The sequence below is a fragment of the Pseudomonas sp. AMR01 genome (assembly GCF_041946035.1).
Taxonomy (GTDB): Bacteria; Pseudomonadota; Gammaproteobacteria; order Pseudomonadales; family Pseudomonadaceae; genus Aquipseudomonas; species Aquipseudomonas antarctica_B.
This window is the reverse complement of sequence record NZ_JAUTYR010000003.1, coordinates 39150-62236: the sequence shown is the minus strand read 5'-3', so window position 1 is coordinate 62236 and position 23087 is coordinate 39150. Positions and strand designations below refer to the sequence as shown.

Sequence of the window (23087 nt, the reverse complement as noted above, 5' to 3'; positions counted from 1 at the left end):
CCCGGTCAGGGCGGGGCAGAGTCCTAGCGCTTGACGCTGACTTTGGAGAAGTCCTGACGGCCAAACGGGCTGACCTGGTAACCCTGGACATGTTTGCGTGTCAGGGCGAAGGCAGTGGGGTGCGCCAGCGGCAGCCACAGGGCCTGTTGCTGGATTTGCGCCTGGGCCTGTTGATACAGCTTGCTGCGCACACCTTGTTCGCTGGTGGTTTTGCCGGCGCTGATCAGTTTGTCCAGGGCCGGGTCGCAGTAACGGGCGAAGTTGGTGCCGGATTTGACCGCCGCGCAGGAGAACTGCGGGGTCAGGAAGTTATCCGGGTCGCCGTTATCGCCGGCCCAGCCCATGAACAACAGGTCATGTTCGCCGGCCTTGGCACGGCGGATCAGTTCGCCCCACTCGATCACGCGGATCTGCGCCTGAATGCCGACTTTGGCCAGGTCCGCCTGCAACAGTTGGGCGCCGAGGTTCGGGTTGGGGTTGAGCAGGCTGCCCGTGGGGCGAGTCCAGATCGTGGTTTTGAAGCCGTCCTTTAGCCCAGCCCGGTCCAGCAGCGCCTTGGCTTTGGCGATGTCCTGTGGATAACCCGGCAAGTCCTTGGCGAAGCTCCAGGTATTGGGCGGGTAAACACCATTGGCGGCTTCAGCGGTGCCTTCAAACACGGCCTTGAGGTAGCTGGCCTTGTCGAAGGCCAGATTGATGGCCTGGCGCACTTCCGGCTTGTCCAGCGGCGGGTGCTGGCTATTGATCGCGACGAACGCGGTCATGAAGGCGGCCGTTTTCTCGACCTTGAGGGCCGGGTCTTTTTCGGCTTCGCCTACGTCCAGAGGCTTGGGTGACAGGGCGATCTGGCACTCATCGCGGCGCAGCTTCTGCAGGCGCACATTGGCATCGGGGGTGATGGCGAAAATCAAGTTATCCACAGCCGGTTTGCCGGCGAAGTAGTCCGGGTTGGCTTTGTAGCGCACCACGGCATCTTTCTGGAAACGTACGAATACAAAGGGCCCGGTGCCAATCGGCTGGCTGTTGAGCTTTTCCGGAGTGCCGGCCTTGAGCAGTTTGTCGGCGTATTCAGCCGGGTAGATCGAGGCAAAGCCCATGCTCAGTGCGGCGAGAAATGTGGAGTCGGCGTGGTCCAGGGTGAAGCGCACGGTCAGTGGGTCAAGGGCGTCGATCTTCTTGACCAGTGTGGGCAATTGCAGGGACTGCGCATGCGGAAAGCCGCTCTGGGCGATCTTGTGCCACGGGTTGGCCGGGTCGAGCATGCGTTCGAAGCTGAAGCGCACGTCTTCGGCAGTCAGGGTGCGGCTTGGGGTGAAATATTCGGTGCGGTGGAATTTCACGTTCGGGCGCAGCTTGAAGGTGTACGTCAGGCCGTCCGGCGAAACGTCCCAGCTGTCGGCCAGGCTTGGCACCAGTTTGCCGCTGTTGGCGTCGTAGTCCACCAGGCGGTTCATCAGCACGTCGGCCGAGGCGTTGGTGGTGGTCAGCGAGTTGTATTGCACCACATCGAACCCTTCGGGGCTGGCCTCGGTGCAGACGCTCAAATTGGTGGCAGCCAAGGCCGCCGGAGCGATAAATAGAGGGGCGAGCAGTAGCGGGAGGGCAGCGAGGCGCATATTCGGTTTCCTTTGCAGATCGAAGGCCCATCTGCGAGTGCAGTCTGGAAAAGTCCTACCGTAGAGGTCTGATTGATAAATGACTAGCCCATTTTTGCCTGTGCTTTTGCCTCAAATGCTGTTTTGATGGCGCCTCAGCGCGTTTCGCCGTGCACTTCACCGTGCGCGCGGGCGCTGTAAATCATTCTGTGCGACGAGCGGTCGGCTATGACAGCGGCCCCTTGTAGCAACGGTTCAGGCGTTTGTTGCCACGATTTACGCCGGTAAAAACTCACGGGCTGTTGTTGCACTGGGGTCTTTCTGGTATAAAGCAGCGCTCTTTTCTAGGGGCCCGGTTCCTTCGCTAGTAGGTGTAGCCGGTAAGACCCTAAAGAAACGCGGCGCCTGGCGCCAAATGACTGAGAGATTAAGCGGCCAACCCATGCCGGGTTGGGCATGTGGTTTTAGAGGGCTGAGGCATGTCGAGAGTATGTCAAGTTACCGGTAAGGGTCCGGTGACTGGGAATAACATTTCCCACGCAAATAACAAAACCCGTCGTCGTTTCCTGCCAAACCTGCAGCATCACCGCTTCTGGGTTGAAGAAGAGAAACGTTTTGTCCGTCTGCGCGTATCTGCTAAAGGCATGCGTATCATCGACAAGCGTGGCATTACTGTCGTGCTGGCCGAAATTCGTGCCGCTGGCAAGATTTAAGGAGCTATATCATGCGTGAATTGATTCGAATGATCTCTAGCGCCGGTACTGGTCACTTCTACACTACCGACAAGAACAAGCGTACTACCCCGGACAAGCTCGAAAAGAAAATGTTCGACCCGCGCGTTCGCAAGCACGTGATCTACAAAGAAGGCAAAATCAAGTAATTGATTTTCCTCCTTGTGAAAAAAAGCCCGTCTCTCACGAGTCGGGCTTTTTTTTGCCTGTGATTTGCTGATCAGGCTTTCTGTTCGAATACCACGTAGATCTTGCGGCACGCTTCCAGCACTTCCCAGGTGCCGCTGAACCCGGCCGGGATCACAAAACGGTCGCCAGAGCGCAAGGTCTTGGCGTTGCCGTCCGCATCGCGCAGCACCGACACGCCTTGCACAATTTCACAGTACTCATGCTCGGTGTAATTGACCTTCCATTGCCCGACCTCGCCCTCCCAGACACCGGCGCTCATTTGGCCGCACGGGCTGTTGTAGTGGTTGTAAATCGTTTGCTCCGGATCACCCTTGAGGATTTTCTCGGCGGCGGGGCGGTAGCGGTCTGGGGCGGTGTTGGCCTGGCTGAAGTCGACGATGTCCTGGATGCTCATGTGCGTGTCCCGTCTGGCCTGCGGTTGGAGAGCTCAAAGTCTATGTTTATTAAAATGAACATCGCAAGGGCGTTTACCGGCGTTGTGTCAAATATATTGAAACATCCCCAGCCGCTGGTTTAGGGTGGCACCTGCCTTGAGCCGAGCAGGCTGGCCGGGCAAGAATTCTTTGAGGCTGCCGGGGGAACATCACCTGGCCCTTGTATTCAACAAGAGGAGGACACTCGCATGACCACCCTGACCCGTGCCGATTGGGAACAACGCGCCAAGGATCTGAAGATCGAAGGCCGCGCCTATGTCAATGGCGAGTACACCGCTTCTGCTTCCGGCGAGACGTTCGAATGCATCAGCCCGGTCGATGGCCGTCTGCTGGCCACTGTTGCCAGCTGTGACGCCGCCGACGCCCAGCGCGCCGTGGAAAACGCCCGCGCCACCTTCAATTCCGGTGTTTGGTCGCGCCTGGCGCCGGCCAAGCGCAAGGCCGCCATGCTCCGTTTCGCCGCGCTGCTCAACGCGAATGCCGAAGAGCTGGCGCTGCTCGAAACCCTCGACATGGGCAAGCCCATCTCCGACTCCCTGGGCATTGACGTGCCTGGCGCAGCCAATGCCCTGAGCTGGAGCGGCGAGGCGATCGACAAGATTTATGACGAAGTTGCCGCCACACCGCACAACCAATTGGGTCTGGTGACCCGCGAGCCAGTCGGCGTGGTCGGCGCTATCGTGCCGTGGAACTTCCCGTTGATGATGGCCTGCTGGAAGCTCGGGCCTGCGCTGTCCACCGGTAACTCGGTGATTCTCAAGCCGTCTGAAAAATCCCCACTGACCGCTATCCGCATCGCTGCATTGGCGGTTGAAGCCGGCATTCCAAAAGGCGTGCTCAACGTGCTGCCGGGTTATGGCCACACCGTGGGCAACGCGCTGGCGGTGCACATGGATGTGGACACCCTGGTGTTCACCGGCTCGACCAAGATTGCCAAACAACTGTTGATCCGCTCCGGCGAATCAAACATGAAGCGCGTCTGGCTGGAAGCTGGCGGCAAGAGCCCGAACATCGTATTCGCCGATGCTCCGGACCTCAAAGCCGCCGCCGAATCCGCCGCCAGCGCCATCGCCTTCAACCAGGGCGAAGTCTGCACCGCAGGTTCGCGTCTGCTGGTGGAGCGCTCCATCAAGGACACCTTCCTGCCGCTGGTGATCGAAGCCCTCAAAGGCTGGAAGCCGGGCAACCCGCTGGACCCGGCAACCAATGTCGGCGCACTGGTGGACACCCAGCAGATGAATACCGTGCTGTCCTACATCGAAGCCGGCCACGCCGACGGCGCCAAGCTGGTGGCGGGTGGCAAGCGTACGCTGGAAGAAACCGGTGGCACCTATGTCGAACCGACGATTTTCGACGGCGTGACCAACGCCATGAAAATCGCCCAGGAAGAGATCTTCGGCCCGGTCCTGTCGGTGATCACTTTCGACAGCGCCGAAGAAGCCATCGCTATCGCCAACGACACCATCTACGGCCTGGCCGCAGCGGTGTGGACGGCGGATATCTCCAAGGCGCACCTGACCGCCAAGGCTCTGCGCGCCGGTAGCGTGTGGGTCAACCAATACGACGGCGGCGACATGACCGCACCGTTTGGCGGCTTCAAACAATCGGGTAACGGCCGCGACAAGTCGCTGCATGCGTTCGATAAGTACACCGAGCTGAAGTCGACCTGGATCAAGCTGTAACGTTCAGGTTTCACCGCAGCTCAACAAATGTGGGAGCGGGCTTGCTCGCGAAGGCGGCGTATCAGTCGACAAATATATTGACTGACAAGCCGCCTTCGCGAGCAAGCCCGCTCCCACACTGGTTTGTGTGTTCTCAAAAAAATTATCCACAGGAGCGTGGACATGCGTTGGGCGACTTACTTCGCCGTCCTGGCCTCGGTACTCAGCGTCGGCCTGGCGCTGGGCGTCAGCATGCCGCTGGTGTCCTTGCGTCTTGAAGGCTGGGGCTACGGCAGTTTCGCCATTGGCGTGATGGCGGCAATGCCGGCGTTTGGCGTGCTGTTGGGGGCCAAGGTTTCCAGCCGACTGGCTTCCTGGCTCGGCACTGCGAACCTGATGCGTATGTGCCTGTGGGCCGGTGCCGTTTCCATCGGCTTGCTGGCAATCCTGCCCAGTTACCCGGTGTGGTTGGTGTTGCGCCTGATGATCGGCGTGATCCTGACCATCGTATTTATCCTCGGCGAAAGCTGGATCAATCAGTTGGTGGTGGAGCAATGGCGTGGCCGGCTGGTGGCGCTGTATGGCTGCACCTATGCCTTGAGTCAATTGTCCGGGCCGCTGCTGCTGGGCGTGTTGGGTACAGACCATGATTACGGCTTTTGGGTTGGCGTAGGGCTGCTGATGGTCGCGCCGCTGTTGCTGCTGGGGCGCTCCGACGCGCCCACCGCCGAGTCCTTCAGCGTGACCTTCGGCGACCTGTGGCGCTTCTGCCTGAGCCTGCCGGCGATCGCCTGGGCGGTGGCGCTGTTCGCCGCGTTCGAAGCGATGATTCTGACGTTGCTGCCGGTGTATTGCCTGCAACAGGGTTTCACCGCCGAGATCGCTTTGGCGATGGTCAGCACGGTGGTCGTGGGCGACGCGCTGCTGCAATTGCCGATTGGTGCGCTGGCAGATTACCTGCCGCGACGCACGTTGTTCCTGAGCTGTGCGGTGTTGCTGCTGGTGTCGAGCCTGGCGATTGCGCCGCTGATGCACACGGCGCTGATCTGGCCGGTGTGGGTGCTGTTTGGCGCCAGTGCCGGTGGGTTGTTCACCCTGTCGTTGATTCTGATCGGCGAGCGGTATCGTGATGATGCGCTGGTGCGCGCCAATGCTCACATCGCGCAGTTGTGGGGGATCGGCTGCCTGATTGGGCCGCTGGTGGCGGGAGCGGGGAGCCAGTGGATCAGCGGGCACTCACTGCCGCTGCTGATGGCCGCAGGGGCGCTGGGTTTGGTGGTGCTGTTATTGCGCCAAGGCGCGTTCGGCGCCGCTCAGCCTGCCAACCTTTGAAATGCAATCCCCTGTGGGAGCGGGCTTGCTCGCGAATGCGGTGGGTCAGTTGATGGATTTGCTGACTGATCCACCGCATTCGCGAGCAAGCCCGCTCCCACATTTTGATCTGCGCCATTCTTAGAGCATGCGTTCCAGGCCGACAGAGGTGGCGAACCATGCATTAAACCGCCGCCACCAATTGCCAGGCTCACGCGTCAGGGTATGCAACTGGCCGTTATCCTCCGTCTCCCACACCACCTGACCATTCTGCAGCTTCGCCTCATAACTCAACGCGGGCGCCATGCCTTGCAGCGCCAGGTTACGCACGTGCTCCGCCAGCTCTGGGCTGTCCACCAGCACACCGACTTCGGTGTTCCACAGCACCGAGCGCGGGTCGAAATTGAATGAGCCGATAAACGACTTCTGCCGATCAAAGATCATTGCCTTGCTGTGCAGGCTGGAGTCGGAACCGTGGAAGATGCCCCGGCGAAACAAGTGTGGGCCGCTGCTGGCGCTCGGGTCGCCCGGCTGGCGGCGCAGTTCGTAGAGTTTCACCCCGTGTTCCAGCAGCGCCTTGCGATAGGGCGCATAGCCGCCGTGCACGGCAGGTACATCGGTGGCTTCCAGGGAGTTGGTCAGCAGGCTCACCGACACGCCCGCGTCGGCGCGGCCGGTCAGGTACACCAGCCCCGGTTGGCCCGGCACGAAGTACGCCGAGATCATCATCAGCTCATGGTTGACGCCCTCAAGCTCCGGCGCCAGCTGGGTGGTCAGCAACAACCGAGGGTCCGGCTCGGCCTTGGCCAGCACCTTGCTCGGCGCATCCCACAACGCCTGGTTCCAGGCCCAGATCAGTTCGCGGCGCCAGATGTCCATGCGCGGCTGGGTCTGATAAGTACGCAGACGGTTATACAGCGCGTGATTTTGCTGGCGCGATTCGGCCAGCGACGCTTCCAGTCGCACGCGCGCGGCGGCCAGGTCGCCCTTGGAAGGCAAGTTGGAGACGAACTCATCGATAGGTTTGCTAAGGGCGCTGTTCCAGTACTGATCGAAACTGTGGCCCAACTGCTCCGCCACCGGCCCGACGCTGAGCATGTCGATGTCGGTGAAGTTCAGGTTGGGCTCGGCATCGAAATACTCATCGCCCAAATTACGCCCGCCCACGATGGCCACGCTGTTGTCCGCCAGCCACAGCTTGTTGTGCATGCGCCGGTGTTGCAGCGACAGGTTGAACAGCCGGCCCATGGCCCGCGTCACGCCAGTGCTGCGCCCCAGGTTCAGCGGGTTGAACAGGCGAATCTCGATCTTGGGGTGGGCGGCGAGGGTGGCGATAATCTGGTCGAGGCCGTCGCTGGTGGTGTCATCCAGCAGGATGCGAATGCGCACGCCACGGTCGGCGGCCTTGAGCAATTCATCCACGAGCATGCGGGTGCTGATGCCGTCGTGGACGATGTAGTACTGCAGGTCGAGGCTGGTCTGGGCGTTGCGGATCAGCTCGGCGCGGGCCATGAACGCCTCGCTGCTGTTGGGCAGCAGACGAAAGCCGGAACGGCCTTGGTACGGCGCCGCCTGGGCCTGGATCGAGCGACCGAAGGAGGATTGCGCGGCGGGCAGGGCGTCGCTGGGGATGCGCGGCACATCTACGTTGGCACACCCGCTCAAGGCCAGGGCGCCGAGCAGGAGAAATGGTAAAAGCCGTCGAATCATCAAGGGCGCTGCTTCCAGGTCAGGGCGATTGTGGGCATATGACGGCTATTTCTCGCGAAAGGTCAGTCTGCAGCCTCGGCCAGCATCGCGATTGCGGCGGCACCGACTTTACGCACGGCTTCTTCAATTTGCGCGGTTGGCTTGGCCGCGTAGTTCATGCGCAGGCAGTTGCGGTACTTGCCCGACGCCGAAAAAATACTGCCCACGGCCACCTGTACGCCCTGTTCCACCAGCAGGCGGTTGAGCTTGAGGGTGTCAAAGCCTTCCGGCAGTTCCACCCACAGCATAAAGCTGCCCTGCGGCCGACTGGCGCGGGTGCCGGCCGGGAAGTAACGGCTGACCCAGTCGAGCATCAAGTCGCGATTACGCTGGTATTGGGTGCGCATCCGCCGCAAATGCGGTTCGAAGTGGCCACCTTTGAGTAATTCGGCAATGGCAATTTGCGGCTGCGTCGCCGTGGAGCCAGTGCTGATGTATTTCATGTGCAGCACCCGTTCCAGGTAGCGGCCTGGCGCAACCCAGCCAATGCGCAGCCCTGGGGCGAGGGTTTTAGAGAACGAGCTGCACAGCAGCACGCGGCCATCTTCGTCGAAGGATTTGAGGGTGCGCGGGCGCGGGTAGCTGTAGGCCAATTCGCCATACACATCGTCCTCGATGATTGCCACGTCAAAGCGCTGCGCCAGCGTCAGCAGCGCCTTTTTGCGCGCCTCCGGCATGATGTAACCCAACGGGTTGTTGCAGTTGGGGGTCAGCTGGATGACCTTGATCGGCCACTGTTCCAGCGCCAGCTCCAAGGCGTCGAGGCTGATGCCGGTGATGGGGTCGGTGGGGATTTCGAGGGCTTTCATGCCCAGGCCCTTGAGGGTTTGCATGGCCCCGTGAAAGCTCGGCGAGTCCACCGCGACGATATCGCCCGGTTCGCAGATAGCGCGGATGCTGGCCGACAGCGCCTCGTGGCAGCCGGTGGTGATCACAATATCTTCGGCGGTGAGCTGACAGCCGGAATCCAGCGACAGACGTGCAATTTGCTCGCGCAGCTCCATACAGCCAAGAATATTGTCGTAATACAGCCCCGGCAGATCCTGGCGTCGGCTCACCCGCGCGAGGCTGCGCAGCAGGGGCTTCAGGGTCGGCGACAATACATCCGGCATGCCGCGGCCCATCTGTATGACGTCTTTGCGCGGTACTGCGCGAATCAGCTCCAGCACCTGGTCCCATTGGGAAATTTCCACCGGGCGCTGGGCCGGGCGACCCACTTCCGGCAGGGCAGGCAGTTCACGGCCTACGGGCACAAAGTAGCCGGATTTGGGCTTTGGCATCGCCAGGCCGTTGTCTTCCAGCAAGCGATAAGCCTGCTGCACGGTGCTCAGACTCACCCCATGTTCCACGCTCAATGCACGCACCGAGGGCAGGCGATCGCCGGGCCGATAGAAGCCCTGTTCGATGCGCGTGCCCAGCAATTCGGCGAGGTTGACATAGAGTGTCATGGCGGTCGCTCCCGAGGGACCATTACAGATAGAGGGAAAATACAGGATTCAGCGGTGGATAGGCAGCATCTGTATGGATTTAATAAAGATGCATTGAATCTGTATTGGTTTTACCTGGGCGCCCATTCTAGTCACTCATGGCAACAAGCAAATGAGGGGCAGAAAAATGAGCGGGATGAGCGATGTACGGTTGGCACTACAGGGTCAGGAACTGGTGGCTGGGCAGCGGCTGGCGGCAGCGCCACGCGAGATTAGCCACTGGCGCTTTTTCTGGCAGCGTCGTCATACCCGCAAGGCCTTGCTGAACCTGACCTGCGAGCAATTGCGCGATATCGGGTTGACCGCAGAACAGGCGCGCCAGGAAGGCGTCAAGCCCTTCTGGAGCAGCTGATTCACACCAGTTCTTTGAGCCGGTGCCAGAGCATGCCCAGCGCCAGCATCGGCGAGCGCAGGTGCTTGCCGCCGGGGAAGGTGATGTGCGGCACCTGAGCAAACAGATCAAAACGCCCTTGTTGCTGACCGCTGATGGCTTCGGCCAACAGCTTTCCAGCGAGGTGCGTGGCGTTGAGGCCGTGGCCCGCATACGCCTGGGCGTAATACACGTTGGGCTGGTCCGCCAGCCGACCAATCTGCGGCAAGCGGTTGGCGCCGATGCCGATCATGCCGCCCCATTGGTAGTCGATGTTCACGTTGGCCAATTGCGGGAACACCTTGAGCATTTTTGGCCGCATATAAGCGCCGATGTCGTGCGGGTCGCGCCCGGAATAATGGCAGGCGCCGCCGAACAACAGGCGACGGTCGGCAGACAGGCGGAAGTAATCCACCGTCACCCGCTGATCACACACGGCCATATTCTGCGGCAGCAGGCTCATGGCTTGGGCTTCGCTCAACGGCTCGGTCGCGATGATGTAACTGCCGGCCGGCAGGACTTTGCCGCTGAGCTGGGCGTTCAGGCCATTCAGGTAGGCGTTGCAGGCCAGCACGAGGGTCTTGGCGCGCACGTTACCCAGGGCGGTGTGCACGTTGACCTCGGGGCCGTAGTCGATGCGCGTCACTTCGGACTGCTCAAACAGTTGCACGCCGAGGTGTTGGGCGGCGGCCGCTTCGCCGAGGGCCAGGTTAAGCGGGTGCAAGTGCCCTGAGCCCATGTCGATCATGCCGCCCACGTAACGGTCGGAGCCGATCACGCCTGCCATCTCACCGGCGTGCAGCAGGCGTACTTCGTGGCGATAGCCGAGGCTGCGCAGTTCTTCGGCGTCTTCAGCCAGGCCTTGCAGGTCGCGCGGTTTGTTGGCGAGGTCGCAGTAGCCCCAGGTCAGGTCGCAGGGGATTTGATAACGCTCGACGCGCTCACGCACGATTTCCACGGCTTCCAGGCCCATCAACTTCATCTGGCGCACGCCGTCGGTGCCGATCACATTCGCGAACTGGTCCAGGCCGTGGCCGACGCCGCGAATCAGTTGGCCGCCGTTACGCCCGCTGGCGCCCCAGCCGACCTTGCGTGCCTCCAGCAGCACGACGCTGAAGCCGCGCTCGGCTAGCTCCAGCGCTGTATTCAGGCCGGAATAACCGCCACCGATCACGCACACATCGGCGCGCACTTCACCGGTCAACGCCGGGTAATCGGGTAGCGGCACGCTGCTGGCGGCGTAGTAAGAGGCGGTGTGCCGGGCGCTGGCGGTCATGGGAGCATCCCTGTTTGGAAAATTTGACGCAGGATACAGCGGTCGGGTGACGCTGTCTGCGCAGGGCTTTTTACGGCAGAATCCACGTCTATTCGCGGTTCGGTAAGTGTTTCGATGAGTTGCAACAGTCAGAAAATCAGCGCACTGCGCCGGCAGATTCCTTCGTTCGCGTGCGTCCCCGGTTGCCACGATTGCTGTGGGCCGGTGACCACGTCGCCCGAGGAAATGTCGCGCCTGCCGCGCAAGACCAAGGCAGAGCAGGACGCGGCGATGGATGAACTGAACTGTGTGCACCTAGGGCCGAACGGCTGCACCGTGTACGACGAGCGGCCACTGATTTGTCGGTTGTTTGGCACTACCAAGACCTTGCCGTGCCCGAATGGGCGGGGGCCGGTGGAGCTGATTCATCCACGGGTTGAAAAGCAGATTCATGACTACATGGCGAGCACGCGGCAGGTGCTGGTCTAACAGGTGCATGCGGTCAAAAATGTGGGAGCGGGCTTGCTCGCGAATGCGGTGTGTCAGCTAGAGTATTCTTCACTGATCCACCGCATTCGCGAGCAAGCCCGCTCCCACATTTGATCGTGTTCTGTCAGTCAGTCCGGAATCGGCAGGTTGAGGCTCTCCTTCACCTCTTCCATCACGATATAGCTCTTGGATTCGCGCACATGCGGCAGCTTTAGCAAGATATCGCCGAGCAATTTGCGGTACGACGCCATCTCCGAAATGCGCGCTTTCACCAAGTAGTCAAAGTCCCCTGACACCAAGTGGCACTCCAGCACGTGGGGCAGTTTCAGCACGGCGCGGCGGAATTCTTCAAAGGTGTCGCCAGACTTGTAATCCAGGCTGATCTCGACAAATACCAGCAAACTCCCCTTCAAATGCTGCGGATTGAGCCGCGCGTTGTAGCCCATGATGATCCCCTCGCGCTCCAGGCGTCGCACCCGCTCGGTACATGGCGTGGTCGACAGCCCGACCTTTTCCCCCAGCTCGGTGAACGAAATCCGCCCGTCGCTTTGCAAGATGCGCAGGATATTGCGGTCGATCTTGTCCAGCTCCCGTTTGGTCTGGGTGTTGGTACGCATAGGGGATACGCCTCTGTGAAAAGGTTTTTTGCCGAGAATTGTCGCCAAATATAGGTGCTTATATAGTGAAATGCACTGGCGATAGTTTTTTACACTGCGCTCATCATTGCTCGAATAACACACGTCAGCGGCAGAGCCCGCGATGAGGATATAAAAATGCGCGTTCTGGTTTTGGGTAGTGGCGTGATTGGTGTGACCAGTGCCTATTATTTGGCGCGGGCCGGCTTTGAAGTCGTCGTGGTCGACCGTCAGCCTGCCGCTGCCATGGAAACCAGTTTCGCCAACGCCGGCCAGGTATCCCCTGGCTACGCTTCGCCCTGGGCGGCCCCGGGTGTGCCGCTCAAAGCCATCAAATGGCTGCTGCAACGCCACGCGCCGCTGGCAATCAAGGCCACCGCCGATATCGGTCAATACATTTGGATGGCGCAGATGCTGCGCAACTGCACCGCCAGCCGTTATGCAGTGAACAAGGAGCGCATGGTGCGCTTGTCTGAGTACAGCCGTGACTGCCTCGACGAACTGCGTGCCGAAACGGGCATTGCCTACGAGGGCCGTAGCCTGGGGACTACGCAGGTGTTCCGCACCCAGGCCCAGCTTGATGGCGCCGCCAAAGACATCGCCGTACTGAAAGAATCCGGCGTGCCGTTTGAGCTGCTGGACCGCGCCGGTATTGCACGCGTTGAGCCGGCCCTGGCGAGCGTCACCGACATCCTCGCCGGCGCCCTGCGGCTGCCGAACGACCAGACTGGCGACTGCCAGATGTTCACCACCCGCTTGGTCGAGATGTGCAAGCAGTTGGGCGTGGAGTTTCGTTTTGAACAAGACATCCAGCGCCTCGACTACGCCGGTGACCGCATCAACGGTGTGTGGGTCGACGGCAAGTTGGAAACCGCCGACCGTTATGTGCTGGCCCTCGGCAGTTACTCGCCCAAGCTGCTCAAGCCGCTGGGCATCAAGGCGCCGGTTTACCCGCTCAAGGGCTACTCGCTGACCGTGCCGATCACCAACCCGGCGATGGCGCCAACTTCGACCATTCTGGATGAGACCTACAAGGTCGCGATCACCCGTTTCGACAACCGCATTCGCGTCGGCGGCATGGCGGAGATAGCCGGTTTTGACCTGTCGCTTAACCCGCGTCGGCGGGAAACCCTGGAGATGATCGTCAACGACCTTTATCCTCAGGGCGGCGATTTGGCCGAAGCAAGTTTCTGGACCGGCCTGCGCCCGACCACGCCCGACGGCACGCCGATTGTGGGTGCCACGCCGTTCAAAAATCTGTTCCTGAACACTGGCCACGGCACCCTCGGCTGGACCATGGCCTGTGGCTCCGGTCGTTTGCTGGCCGACCTGATGGCGAAAAAGACCCCGCAGATCAGCGCCGAAGGCCTCGATATTTCCCGTTACGGTAACCACCAGGAGTCCGCACAACATGTCAATCCAGCGCCAGCTCACCAATGAGCGCATGAGCCAGATCGTTGTTCACAGCGGTACGGTGTATCTGGCAGGCCAGGTCGGTGACGACATGAATGCCGGGATTGAACAGCAGACCCGTGAAACGCTCATCAATATCGAGCGTTTGCTGGACCTGGCCGGTACCGACAAAACCAAATTGTTGTCGGTGACGATCTACCTGAAAGACATCGACGCCGACTTTTCCGGCATGAACGCGGTGTGGGACAAGTGGCTGCCCAAAGGCGTTGCTCCGGCCCGTGCCACGGTTGAAGCCAAGTTGTGCGAGCCGGAAATCCTGGTGGAGTTGTCCGTGGTGGCCGCGCTGCCTTAAGCAAAATCCTTTTCCCGGTGCCGACGCAGTTTGTCGGTACCGGTTTTTTCTTCACTCTGCCGCCTAGAAGCCTGCCGCCATGCGTCCTGCCCGTGCCCTGATCGACCTCCAAGCCCTGCGCCACAACTACCAACTGGCCCGTGAAGTCACGGGGGCCAAGGCCCTCGCCGTGGTCAAGGCGGATGCCTATGGGCATGGCGCCGTGCGCGTGGCCCAGGCATTGGAAGCCGAGGCGGATGGGTTTGCAGTGGCGTGTATCGAGGAAGCACTGGAACTGCGCGCCGCCGGCATTCGTGCGCCGGTGTTGCTGCTGGAAGGCTTTTTCGAAGCCTGCGAATTGCCGCTGATCATCGAGCATGAGTTCTGGTGCGTGGTGCATTCGCTGTGGCAGCTTGAGGCGATTGAGCAGGCCACACTGAGCAAGCCGTTGACCGTGTGGCTCAAGCTGGATTCGGGCATGCACCGCGTTGGCCTGCATCCCAAGGATTACCACGAGGCGTATCAGCGCCTGCTCGCCAGTGGCAAGGTCGCCAAGATCGTACTGATGAGCCATTTTGCCCGCGCCGACGAGCTTGATTGCGTGCGCAGCAGTGAACAGGTTGAGGTGTTTGAAGCAGCGCGTAAGGGGTTGTCGGCTGAAGTGAGCCTGCGCAACTCGCCGTCGGTGATGGGCTGGCCGAGTGTGTCCAGCGACTGGGTACGCCCGGGCATCATGCTCTACGGCGCTACGCCGTTCGGCGAAGACCAAGCCATCGCAGCGCGTTTGCAGCCGGTCATGACCCTCGAATCGAAAGTGATCTGCGTGCGCGAACTGCCGGCCGGGGAGCCGGTGGGCTACGGCGCCAAGTTCATCACCCCCAAGCCGATGCGCATTGGTGTGGTTGCCATGGGCTATGCCGACGGTTACCCGCGCCATGCGCCTACCGGCACGCCAGTGTTGGTGGCGGGGCAGCGCAGCCATTTGTTAGGTCGCGTGTCCATGGACATGCTGTGTATCGACCTGACCGACGTGCCTCAGGCCGGCCTTGGTTCCACGGTGGAGCTGTGGGGCAAAACTATTCTTGCCAGTGATGTCGCTGCCGCCGCCGAGACCATTCCCTATCAAATTTTCTGCAACCTGAGCCGCGTGCCAAGGCTCTATTGCGGCGCTTGAAGCGGGCCGACGACCCACACCCTCCGGGATTTAGGCCCAAGTGTTGTAAATACTGAACGCTGTCGCCATGATAACGCTCAATTACAACAAAGCTGAATCCTAGGAGGCTCCTGCATTGGACGTCGGCGAACGACTGCAATCCATCCGTAAACTGAAAGGTCTTTCCCAGCGTGAGCTCGCCAAGCGTGCGGGTGTCACCAACAGCACCATTTCGATGATCGAAAAAAACAGTGTCAGCCCCTCAATCAGCTCCTTGCGCAAGGTGCTGGGCGGCATCCCCATGTCCATGGTCGAGTTCTTTTCCGAGGAGATCCTCCAGGAAATACCGACGCAGATCGTCTATAAAGCCAATGAGCTGATCGACATCTCTGACGGCGCCGTCACCATGAAACTGGTGGGCCGCGCGCACCCGACACGGGCGATTGCATTTCTCAACGAAATCTACCCGCCGGGCGCCGACACCGGCGAAGAAATGCTCACCCACGAAGGCGAGGAAACCGGGATTCTGGTGGAAGGTCGCCTGGAATTGGTGGTCGGTCTTGAAACTTTTGTGCTCGAAGCCGGCGATAGCTACTACTTTGAAAGTACCAAGCCCCATCGTTTTCGCAACCCGTTCGACGTGCCGGCGCGACTAATCAGCGCAGCCACACCTGCGAACTTTTGACAGAAGAGGCGTGCTGCCAGCGTTGCAGACACACCCGTCGCTGTAACCGTACGGCCTAATCTCCCTTTATTTAATAGGGTTGTTTCGGCCTGACGGGGTAACCGTTATACTTTCGCCGCCTGTGAAACCGTGGCCGCAGGCGTGAATAGCCACCATTGAGGGTGAACGCGTGAACCTAATTATGAAAATGCTGGCTGCACCAGCAACCGTACTGGCCCTATGGGCTGTCAGCGCTCAAGCTGCGACCAACGATGACATTGCCAAGCGCCTGGAGCCTGTCGGCCAGGTCTGTGTTCAGGGCCAGGAATGCAAAGGGATGGAGGTTGCAGTGGCTGCGAGCGGTGGCGGGGCAAAAACGCCGGACGATATCATTGCCAAGCACTGCAATGCTTGCCACAGTACCGGCCTGTTGGGCGCACCGAAAATCGGTGACACTGCGGCCTGGAAAGACCGCGCCGATCACCAGGGCGGCCTCGATGGCATCCTGGCCAAGGCGATCACCGGTATCAACGCCATGCCACCAAAAGGCACGTGTAGCGATTGCACGGATGCCGAGCTCAAGGGCGCAATCGAGAAGATGTCCGGCTTGAAATAAACCGAGCTTCGCCAAAAAGCCGCTGACCAGCGGCTTTTTTGTGCCTGAATTTTGAGGTTTCCAGGCTGTTCATTGCAGCAAAGACCCGGCAAGCTCGGTCCAACCCCTAATCATGGAATGTTCAGGAGGGTCGGATGGTGCAGTTGTGTTCAATCGAGCAAGCAGTGGACGATGTACTTGAGCGCTTGCCGGCGCATATCCACATGGGCATGCCCTTGGGCCTGGGCAAGCCCAACCTGTTTGCCAACGCGCTGTACCGGCGCATCGCCAAGCTGCCCGAGCGGCAATTGACGATCTACACCGCGTTGAGCCTGGGCCGCCCGCCCTTTGGCGATGGTTTGCAGAAGCGCTTTCTCGAACCCTTTATCGAGCGGGTTTTCGGTGATTACCCCGAGCTGGATTTCCTCGCCGACCTGCACAACGACACGCTGCCCGCCAACATCCGCGTGCAGCAGTTCTTCATGCAGCCCGGCAGCCTGCTCCACAGCACATCGGCCCAGCAGGACTACGTCAGCAGCAACTACAGCCATGCCGCCCGCGATATCAACGCTGCCGGCCTGAACCTGGTGGCGCAATTGGTGGCCAGCAGCACCGAACACCCCGACCGCCTGAGCCTGAGCTGCAACCCGGACATCACTCTCGACCTGTTGCCGATGATCGAAAAGCGCCGTGACGCAGGCGAAACCATTCTGGTGGTCGGCCAAGTCCACAGCGATTTGCCCTACATGCCCGGCGACGCCGAGCTGGGCATGGACGCCTTCGACTACCTGATCGACGCCAAGGACAGCACCACGCTGTTCTCCACGCCGAATATGCCGGTGGGTTTCCAGGACCACTTCATCGGCCTGCACGCGAGTACCCTGGTACGCGACGGCGGCACGTTGCAGATCGGCATTGGTTCCATGGGCGACGCGCTGACCGCCGCCTTGCTGGCGCGCCAGGCCGATAACGAAGCCTATCGCCTGCTGCTGACTGACCTTGATGTGTACCAGTGGGCGCCGTTGATCAGCCGCGAAGGCGGCGTCGACCCCTTTGCCCGCGGCCTCTACGGCTGCAGCGAGATGTTCGTCAACGGCCTGCTGGTGCTGGCGGATGCCGGGATTATCCGTCGCAAGGTCTACCCGGACGTGGCCACCCAGGAGCAAGCCAACGCCGGCACCCTGGACGATGCCGCGCAGCCCGACGGCGTGACGATCCATGGTGGTTTTTTCCTCGGCCCCCGCAGTTTTTACCAGCGCTTGCAGGAAATGACCCACACCAAACGCGTCGAATTCAACATGACCCGCATCAGCTACATCAACGAGCTGTACGGCCAGGAAGAACTCAAGCGCCTGCAACGCCTGGACGCGCGGTTTATCAACAGCGCAATCATGGTCACGTTGCTCGGCGCGGGCGTGGCGGATCAGTTGGAAGATGGCCGTGTGCTCAGCGGCGTCGGCGGGCAGTACAACTTTGTTGCCCAAGGCCATGCACTGGAAGGTGCGCGGTCGATGTTGATTTTGCGCAGCTGGCGCGAGTCGGCGGGGGAGGTCAGTTCCAATATCGTCTGGGAATACGGCCACTGCACGATTCCCCGCCACCTGCGCGATATCGTGATCACTGAATATGGGATTGCCGACCTGCGTGGGCAGACGGATGCCAAGGTCATCGAGGCATTGCTCAATGTGACTGACTCACGCTTCCAGAACGACTTGATCGAGCAGGCGCAAAAGGCCGGCAAGTTGCCAAAGGATTTCCAGCTGGACCCGCGGTTTGCCGACAATACTCCGCAGCGGTTGAAGGCGATTCAGGCCAGGCACCGACGGTTGTTTCCGGAGTATCCGTTGGGCAGTGATTTCACCGATGAAGAACGGGATTTGTTGCGGGCGCTGAATTGGCTCAAGAGTAAATTCAAGCTGACGGAGATTCTGGAGTTGGGCAAGGCAGCGCTGGATGCGCCGGAGCCGGAGGCGTTTCCCGAGCATTTGAGGCGCATGCGTCTGGATAAACCTGAGGGGCTGAAAGAGGATTTATATCAGCGGTTATTGCTCGCCGGCCTGCAGGCCACCGCGCACTAAAGGCCAACACAAAATCAAATGTGGGAGCTGACTTCTAGGTATCTACACAATCTTTAGAGGCTGTCGAAACTCCCTGTGGCGAGCGGGCTTGCCCCGCGTTGGGCTGCGCAGCAGCCCCATAATCAGCCTCCACGGTGTGTCTGAAACATCGCATGCTTCTTTGCTGGGGCTGCTGCGCAGCCCAACGCGGGGCAAGCCCGCTCGCCACAACGGCCCTGTCTACAAGGTGTAAACCAACGTTGCGTAGATACCTATGCTGCGATAGCGGACTTTCAGTCGAAATTTCTGCCGCCTGGAAGTCCGCTATCGCAGGCAAGCCAGCTCCCACATTTTTTACTGCGGTGCTATCGAGTTACTCGATGAAGGTCACCACGCCACCGGCCAGGGATTTAACCCGCGCCAGCGACTCAACCCGATAACCCTGCGCATCCAGCTCCGCGCGGCCGCCCTGGAACGACTTCTCGATCACAATCCCCAAGCCGGCAACGGTCGCGCCGGCCTGCTTGATGATCGAAATCAGCGCCTGGGACGCCTTGCCGTTGGCCAGGAAGTCATCGATCACCAACACGCGGTCGCTGCTGGTCAGGTGGCGCGGCGAGATCGCCACGGTGCTTTCGGTTTTCTTGGTGAAGGAATACACCGTCGCCGACAGCAGGTTTTCAGTCAGGGTCAAGGACTGTTGCTTGCGGGCGAAAATCACCGGCACGCCGAGGTTCAGGCCGGTCATGATCGCCGGCGCGATGCCCGAGGCTTCGATGGTGACGATCTTGGTGATGCCCGAGTCCTTGAACAGGGCGGCGAACTCGTCGCCGATCAGTTTCATCAGCGCCGGGTCGATCTGGTGGTTCAGAAAGGCGTCGACCTTGAGTACCTGATCGGAAAGCACGATGCCTTCTTCGCGAATTTTCTTGTGCAATGCTTCCACGGAACGCTTCCTCTAATGGCGCGCTGGGCGCCGAAAGTAGATTAAAAAGTAGTCGATTCTAGCGCTTTAACATCGCGCGAATGTCCGCCAGGGCGGTGTTGCCGCGAACGGCCTTCACCTCGGTCGGGGTGTCGTCATTGCCTTCCCAGGCCAGGTCGTCCGGTGGCAGCTCATCGAGAAACCGGCTGGGGGCACAATCAATAATCTCGCCGTACTGCTTGCGCTTGGCGGCAAAGGTGAAGGCCAGGGTCTGACGCGCGCGGGTAATGCCCACGTAGGCCAGTCGCCGTTCTTCCTCAATGGTGTCAGCTTCGATGCTGGAGCGGTGTGGGAGAATTTCCTCTTCCATGCCCATGATGAACACGTAGGGAAATTCCAGGCCCTTGGAGGCATGCAAGGTCATCATCTGCACGCCTTCGGCGCCGTCTTCCTCTTCCTGCTGACGCTCCAGCATGTCGCGTAGCACCAGTTTGCCGATGGCGTCTTCGACGGTCATCTCGCCTTCTTCGTCCTTCTCCAGCGTGTTTTTCAACGCTTCGATCAGGAACCAGACGTTGCCCATGCGGTAATCCGCAGCCTTGTCGCTGGAGCTGTTGGTGCGCAGCCAGTTTTCATAGTCGATGTCCATGACCATGCTGCGCAGCGCGCTGATCGGGTCTTCGCCGGCACACTGCTCGCGGACCTTGTCCATGAAACGCTTGAAGCGCGCCAGGCGGTCGGTGAAGCGCGTGTCCAGATGCTCGCCCAAACCGATTTCGTCGGTGGCGGCGTACATCGAGATCTTGCGTTCGGTGGCGTAGTTGCCGAGTTTTTCCAGGGTGGTCGAGCCGATTTCACGGCGCGGCACGTTGATCACGCGCAGGAAGGCGTTGTCGTCATCCGGGTTCACGATCAGCCGGAAGTAGGCCATCAGGTCTTTGACTTCCTGACGTCCGAAAAAGCTGTTGCCGCCCGACAGGCGATAGGGAATCTGGTGATGCTGCAGCTTCAGCTCGATCAACTTCGCCTGATAGTTACCGCGATACAAAATCGCAAAGTCGCTGTACGGCCGGTCGGTGCGCAGGTGCAACGTCAACAGTTCGACGGCCACGCGCTCGGCTTCGGCGTCTTCGTTGCGGCAACGGATCACACGAATTTCGTCACCGTGGCCCATCTCACTCCACAGCTGTTTTTCAAACGCGTGGGGGTTGTTCGAGATCAGCACGTTGGCGCAGCGCAAGATGCGGCTGGTGGAGCGGTAGTTCTGCTCCAGCATCACCACTTTCAGGGACGGGTAGTCGTCCTTGAGCAGCATCAGGTTTTCCGGGCGGGCGCCGCGCCAGGCGTAGATCGACTGGTCGTCGTCGCCGACCACGGTGAACTGGTTGCGCTTGCCGATCAGCATTTTTACCAGCAAATACTGGCTGGCGTTGGTGTCCTGGTATTCGTCCACCAGCAGGTAGCGCACCTTGTTCTGCCATTTTTCGAGGACGTCGGCGTGTTCCTCGAACAGCTTTACCGGCTGCAGGATCAGGTCGTCGAAGTCCACCGCGTTGAACGCCTTGAGCGTGCGCTGGTAGTGGGTGTAGACGATGGCGGCGGTCTGCTCTTTGGGGTTGCGCGCATTTTCCAGGGCCTGGGCGGGCAGGACCAGGTCGTTTTTCCAGGCGCCGATCATGTTCTTGATCTCATCCACGCCGTCGTCGCCCGCGTATTCCTTCTGCATGATGTCGGTCATCAGCGACTTCACATCAGTCTCGTCAAAGATCGAGAAGCCCGGCTTGTAGCCCAGGCGCGCGTGCTCCTTGCGGATGATGTTCAGGCCCAGGTTGTGGAAGGTACACACGGTGAGGCCCCGGCCTTCGCCGCCCTTGAGCAGCGTGCCCACACGCTCTTTCATTTCCCGCGCCGCCTTGTTGGTAAAGGTCATGGCGACGATGTACTGGGCGCGGATGCCGCAGTTCTGGATCAGGTGCGCGATTTTGCGGGTGATCACGCTGGTCTTGCCGGAACCGGCACCGGCGAGCACCAATAGAGGGCCGCCGACGTAGTTCACGGCTTCTTGCTGCCGGGGATTGAGTCGGGACATACAGAGTTCAGGGAGTCGTTGATCAAAAGGGCGGGCATTTTAACAGGCTCACAGGATTCTGCTCTGACAGAACGACAGTGTGACGTACCGCTCGATCTAAATTTGCCGGTTTTGATACTTTGCCGCAGGATGTGGGGGGCTTTTTTCGACTAAGGTTGCGACTAAGGTCTGCAACCTGTGTATTTGATAATTGCTGTCACTGGTGATTATCAGGCCGCACGTCATAATGCCCGCCGCCAACAAAATCTTGCAGAGTCTAGGGAGCTAGCTTGTCTACGCCTGTCGAACCCTTGCGTTTGCTGCTACTGGCCGATGAGCCAGCGTGGGCAGCGTTGTTGCGCGAGTGCCTGGCGCCGATGGGCGAAGGGGCTGTACTTATCAGTGCACCCAACTGGGACTCGGTGAGTCGTCTGTTCGATAACGACCACGGTGCCGTGCTATTGACCACCTCCGGCCTGCAGCCAGGCCCCGGCCGCTGCAGCTTGCCGTGTGTATTGCTGTTGGAACAGGAACCGCTGGTTTCACCGTTGGGCGTCAGTGATTGGCTGGTCCGTGGCGTTTTGGACGCCGATACGCTGCGCCGCTGCCTGCGCCATGTTCGCGAACGCGGTGTGCTGGAAAACACCCTGCAACGCCTGGCCGAGCAGGACCCGCTCACCGGTATCGCCAACCGCCAGGGCTTTCAGACCTTGCTGGCGGCGCGGCTGGCGGAAAACGAAGGGCGCGGCCTGGCCCTCGGCCATCTGGACCTCGACAACTTTCGCCACGCCAACGACGCCCTCGGCCATCAGGCCGGTGACAGGTTGATCCTGCAAGTGGTGTCGCGGCTCAAGAGCCAGCTTGAGGCCGGTGACCAACTGGCGCGGCTGGGCAGCGATGAATTCGCCTTGCTGATCGATACCCGCCGCGCGCCCCAGCGCGCCGAATGGATGGCCGAGCGCATCACCGAAGCCATGGCCGAGCCGTATTGGGTGGATGGCGAAAGCCTGTTGATCGGCTGCAGCCTTGGCGTGGCGCATGCGCGCGCGCGCGCCGGTGCTGATCCGTTGATGTGGCACGCGCACATTGCTATGCAGCAGGCCAAAAGCACCCAGGGTTGCACTTTTCATATCTTCAATGAACGCATCAACCGCAACGCGCGCAGCCTGGCCGACCTGGAAAGTGAACTGCGCCGCGCCCTGCGCCGGGATGAGCTGGAGCTGCACTACCAGCCGCGCCTGGACCTGGACGACGGGCATATCGTCGGCCTGGAGGCCTTGGTGCGCTGGCGCCATGGCGAACGTGGCCTGTTGCCGCCGAGCGAATTTGTGCCGTTGGCCGAGCAGAGCGGCTTGATTGTACCTTTGGGTTATTGGGTTATTTCCCGCGCCCTGCGTGACATGCAAGACCTGCGCGAACGCGGCCTGCCGCCGCTGCACATGGCGGTCAACCTGTCATTTCGCCAGTTTCAGGACAGCCAGTTACTCTCGACGTTGAGCCGGCTGATTACCGAACGGGGTGTGGAAGCGCAATGGCTGGAATTCGAGCTGACTGAAACCGCAGTAATGCGGCGCAGCGATCTGGTCAAGCAGACCATGGACGCCCTCGGGCGGCTGGGCGTGCGGTTTTCCCTGGATGACTTCGGCACCGGTTTTTCATCGTTCGTGCACCTCAACAGCCTGCCGATTGCGTTGTTGAAGATCGACAAGAGCTTTGTCGGCGGCATGGAAGAGCGCGAAGAGAACCGCAAGCTGGTGCATGCCATGATCAACCTGGCGCACAACCTGAATCTGGAAGTGGTGGCTGAAGGCGTGGAAACGCCGGAGCAGCTGGCGTTGCTGAGGTTGTTTGGTTGTGATCAGGCTCAGGGCTATCTGATCAGCAAGCCGTTGCCGTTGCCGGAATTGGTGGACTATTTGACGTTCGGCAAAAGCCAGCAGGCGCTGCTGGGCTGAATTGAACACCCAATAAAATC

The 23087-nt window shown here is 60.4% G+C and carries 21 protein-coding genes; 13 read left to right on the top strand and 8 right to left on the bottom strand.

Going from position 1 to position 23087, the window contains the following annotated elements; all coding sequences use genetic code 11:
* Nucleotides 1–23 precede the first annotated feature (23 nt).
* Nucleotides 24–1616: an ABC transporter substrate-binding protein gene (locus tag Q7C20_RS03800; protein ID WP_375065548.1), complete on the bottom strand. Its 1593-nt coding sequence runs from the start codon at nucleotides 1614–1616 to the stop codon at nucleotides 24–26.
* A gap of 458 nt (nucleotides 1617–2074) precedes the next feature.
* Here Q7C20_RS03800 and rpmB point away from each other — a divergent pair, with 458 nt between their 5' ends.
* Nucleotides 2075–2308 (top strand): 50S ribosomal protein L28, encoded by a 234-nt coding sequence (rpmB, locus tag Q7C20_RS03795; protein ID WP_003176907.1) that lies wholly within the window; start codon nucleotides 2075–2077, stop codon nucleotides 2306–2308.
* An 11-nt stretch (nucleotides 2309–2319) separates the two neighbouring features.
* Nucleotides 2320–2475, top strand: coding sequence for a 50S ribosomal protein L33 (gene rpmG / locus Q7C20_RS03790; RefSeq protein ID WP_003176906.1), 156 nt, complete (start codon nucleotides 2320–2322; stop codon nucleotides 2473–2475).
* Between the two features lie 71 nt (nucleotides 2476–2546).
* Here rpmG and Q7C20_RS03785 read toward each other — a convergent pair whose 3' ends face one another.
* A complete protein-coding gene (locus tag Q7C20_RS03785; protein WP_348060556.1) occupies nucleotides 2547–2909 on the bottom strand; it encodes a cupin domain-containing protein in 363 nt (120 codons plus the stop codon).
* 228 nt (nucleotides 2910–3137) lie between these two features.
* Between Q7C20_RS03785 and Q7C20_RS03780 the strand changes: the two genes are divergently transcribed.
* Together Q7C20_RS03780 and Q7C20_RS03775 are read left to right on the top strand one after the other, a co-directional pair.
* A complete protein-coding gene (locus tag Q7C20_RS03780; RefSeq protein ID WP_375065537.1) occupies nucleotides 3138–4631 on the top strand; it encodes an aldehyde dehydrogenase in 1494 nt (497 codons plus the stop codon).
* A 162-nt stretch (nucleotides 4632–4793) separates the two neighbouring features.
* Nucleotides 4794–5942, top strand: coding sequence for an MFS transporter (locus Q7C20_RS03775; protein WP_375065534.1), 1149 nt, complete (start codon nucleotides 4794–4796; stop codon nucleotides 5940–5942).
* 120 nt (nucleotides 5943–6062) lie between these two features.
* Here Q7C20_RS03775 and Q7C20_RS03770 read toward each other — a convergent pair whose 3' ends face one another.
* A complete protein-coding gene (locus tag Q7C20_RS03770) occupies nucleotides 6063–7631 on the bottom strand; it encodes a phospholipase D family protein (RefSeq protein WP_375065532.1) in 1569 nt (522 codons plus the stop codon).
* Nucleotides 7632–7693: 62 nt separating this feature from the next.
* Nucleotides 7694–9118, bottom strand: a complete 1425-nt coding sequence (locus Q7C20_RS03765; protein WP_375065530.1) for a PLP-dependent aminotransferase family protein — start codon at nucleotides 9116–9118, stop codon at nucleotides 7694–7696.
* Between the two features lie 166 nt (nucleotides 9119–9284).
* Between Q7C20_RS03765 and Q7C20_RS03760 the strand changes: the two genes are divergently transcribed.
* Nucleotides 9285–9509, top strand: coding sequence for a DUF1127 domain-containing protein (locus Q7C20_RS03760; protein ID WP_375065528.1), 225 nt, complete (start codon nucleotides 9285–9287; stop codon nucleotides 9507–9509).
* Between the two features lies 1 nt (nucleotide 9510).
* Here the strand turns inward: Q7C20_RS03760 and Q7C20_RS03755 are convergent, their stop codons facing one another.
* Nucleotides 9511–10803 (bottom strand): NAD(P)/FAD-dependent oxidoreductase, encoded by a 1293-nt coding sequence (locus Q7C20_RS03755; RefSeq protein WP_375065526.1) that lies wholly within the window; start codon nucleotides 10801–10803, stop codon nucleotides 9511–9513.
* A gap of 114 nt (nucleotides 10804–10917) precedes the next feature.
* On the opposite strand from Q7C20_RS03755, the gene Q7C20_RS03750 reads away from it, so the two are divergent.
* Nucleotides 10918–11271, top strand: coding sequence for a YkgJ family cysteine cluster protein (locus tag Q7C20_RS03750; protein WP_375065524.1), 354 nt, complete (start codon nucleotides 10918–10920; stop codon nucleotides 11269–11271).
* A 128-nt stretch (nucleotides 11272–11399) separates the two neighbouring features.
* Here the strand turns inward: Q7C20_RS03750 and Q7C20_RS03745 are convergent, their stop codons facing one another.
* The gene (locus tag Q7C20_RS03745) at nucleotides 11400–11888 is read right to left on the bottom strand and encodes an Lrp/AsnC ligand binding domain-containing protein (protein WP_065886954.1); all 489 of its coding nucleotides are present in this window, start codon (nucleotides 11886–11888) and stop codon (nucleotides 11400–11402) included.
* 156 nt (nucleotides 11889–12044) lie between these two features.
* On the opposite strand from Q7C20_RS03745, the gene dadA reads away from it, so the two are divergent.
* The 6 genes from dadA to Q7C20_RS03715 all read left to right on the top strand — a co-directional run bounded on the left by dadA (nucleotide 12045) and on the right by Q7C20_RS03715 (nucleotide 18140).
* Complete coding sequence (gene dadA, locus Q7C20_RS03740) at nucleotides 12045–13346, top strand: D-amino acid dehydrogenase (protein WP_375065522.1); 1302 nt, start codon at nucleotides 12045–12047, stop codon at nucleotides 13344–13346.
* Entirely contained in the window at nucleotides 13318–13671 is a 354-nt protein-coding gene (locus tag Q7C20_RS03735) for a RidA family protein (protein ID WP_375065520.1), read from the top strand. Before dadA ends, Q7C20_RS03735 begins: the two co-directional genes overlap by 29 nt.
* A gap of 79 nt (nucleotides 13672–13750) precedes the next feature.
* Nucleotides 13751–14824, top strand: a complete 1074-nt coding sequence (gene alr, locus Q7C20_RS03730) for an alanine racemase (protein ID WP_375065518.1) — start codon at nucleotides 13751–13753, stop codon at nucleotides 14822–14824.
* 115 nt (nucleotides 14825–14939) lie between these two features.
* Nucleotides 14940–15488 (top strand): cupin domain-containing protein, encoded by a 549-nt coding sequence (locus Q7C20_RS03725; RefSeq protein WP_049710945.1) that lies wholly within the window; start codon nucleotides 14940–14942, stop codon nucleotides 15486–15488.
* Nucleotides 15489–15669: 181 nt separating this feature from the next.
* Nucleotides 15670–16083 carry a c-type cytochrome gene (locus tag Q7C20_RS03720; protein ID WP_375065958.1) on the top strand — a complete coding sequence of 138 codons (414 nt, stop codon included), beginning with the start codon at nucleotides 15670–15672 and terminating at the stop codon, nucleotides 16081–16083.
* A 134-nt stretch (nucleotides 16084–16217) separates the two neighbouring features.
* Nucleotides 16218–18140 carry an acetyl-CoA hydrolase/transferase C-terminal domain-containing protein gene (locus tag Q7C20_RS03715; protein ID WP_375065515.1) on the top strand — a complete coding sequence of 641 codons (1923 nt, stop codon included), beginning with the start codon at nucleotides 16218–16220 and terminating at the stop codon, nucleotides 18138–18140.
* A gap of 352 nt (nucleotides 18141–18492) precedes the next feature.
* Here Q7C20_RS03715 and Q7C20_RS03710 read toward each other — a convergent pair whose 3' ends face one another.
* Together Q7C20_RS03710 and rep are read right to left on the bottom strand one after the other, a co-directional pair.
* Nucleotides 18493–19065, bottom strand: a complete 573-nt coding sequence (locus Q7C20_RS03710) for a xanthine phosphoribosyltransferase (protein WP_003195447.1) — start codon at nucleotides 19063–19065, stop codon at nucleotides 18493–18495.
* 58 nt (nucleotides 19066–19123) lie between these two features.
* Nucleotides 19124–21133 (bottom strand): DNA helicase Rep, encoded by a 2010-nt coding sequence (rep, locus tag Q7C20_RS03705; RefSeq protein ID WP_375065510.1) that lies wholly within the window; start codon nucleotides 21131–21133, stop codon nucleotides 19124–19126.
* Nucleotides 21134–21402: 269 nt separating this feature from the next.
* Here rep and Q7C20_RS03700 point away from each other — a divergent pair, with 269 nt between their 5' ends.
* Nucleotides 21403–23067 carry a putative bifunctional diguanylate cyclase/phosphodiesterase gene (locus Q7C20_RS03700; RefSeq protein ID WP_375065508.1) on the top strand — a complete coding sequence of 555 codons (1665 nt, stop codon included), beginning with the start codon at nucleotides 21403–21405 and terminating at the stop codon, nucleotides 23065–23067.
* Nucleotides 23068–23087: the final 20 nt, after the last annotated feature.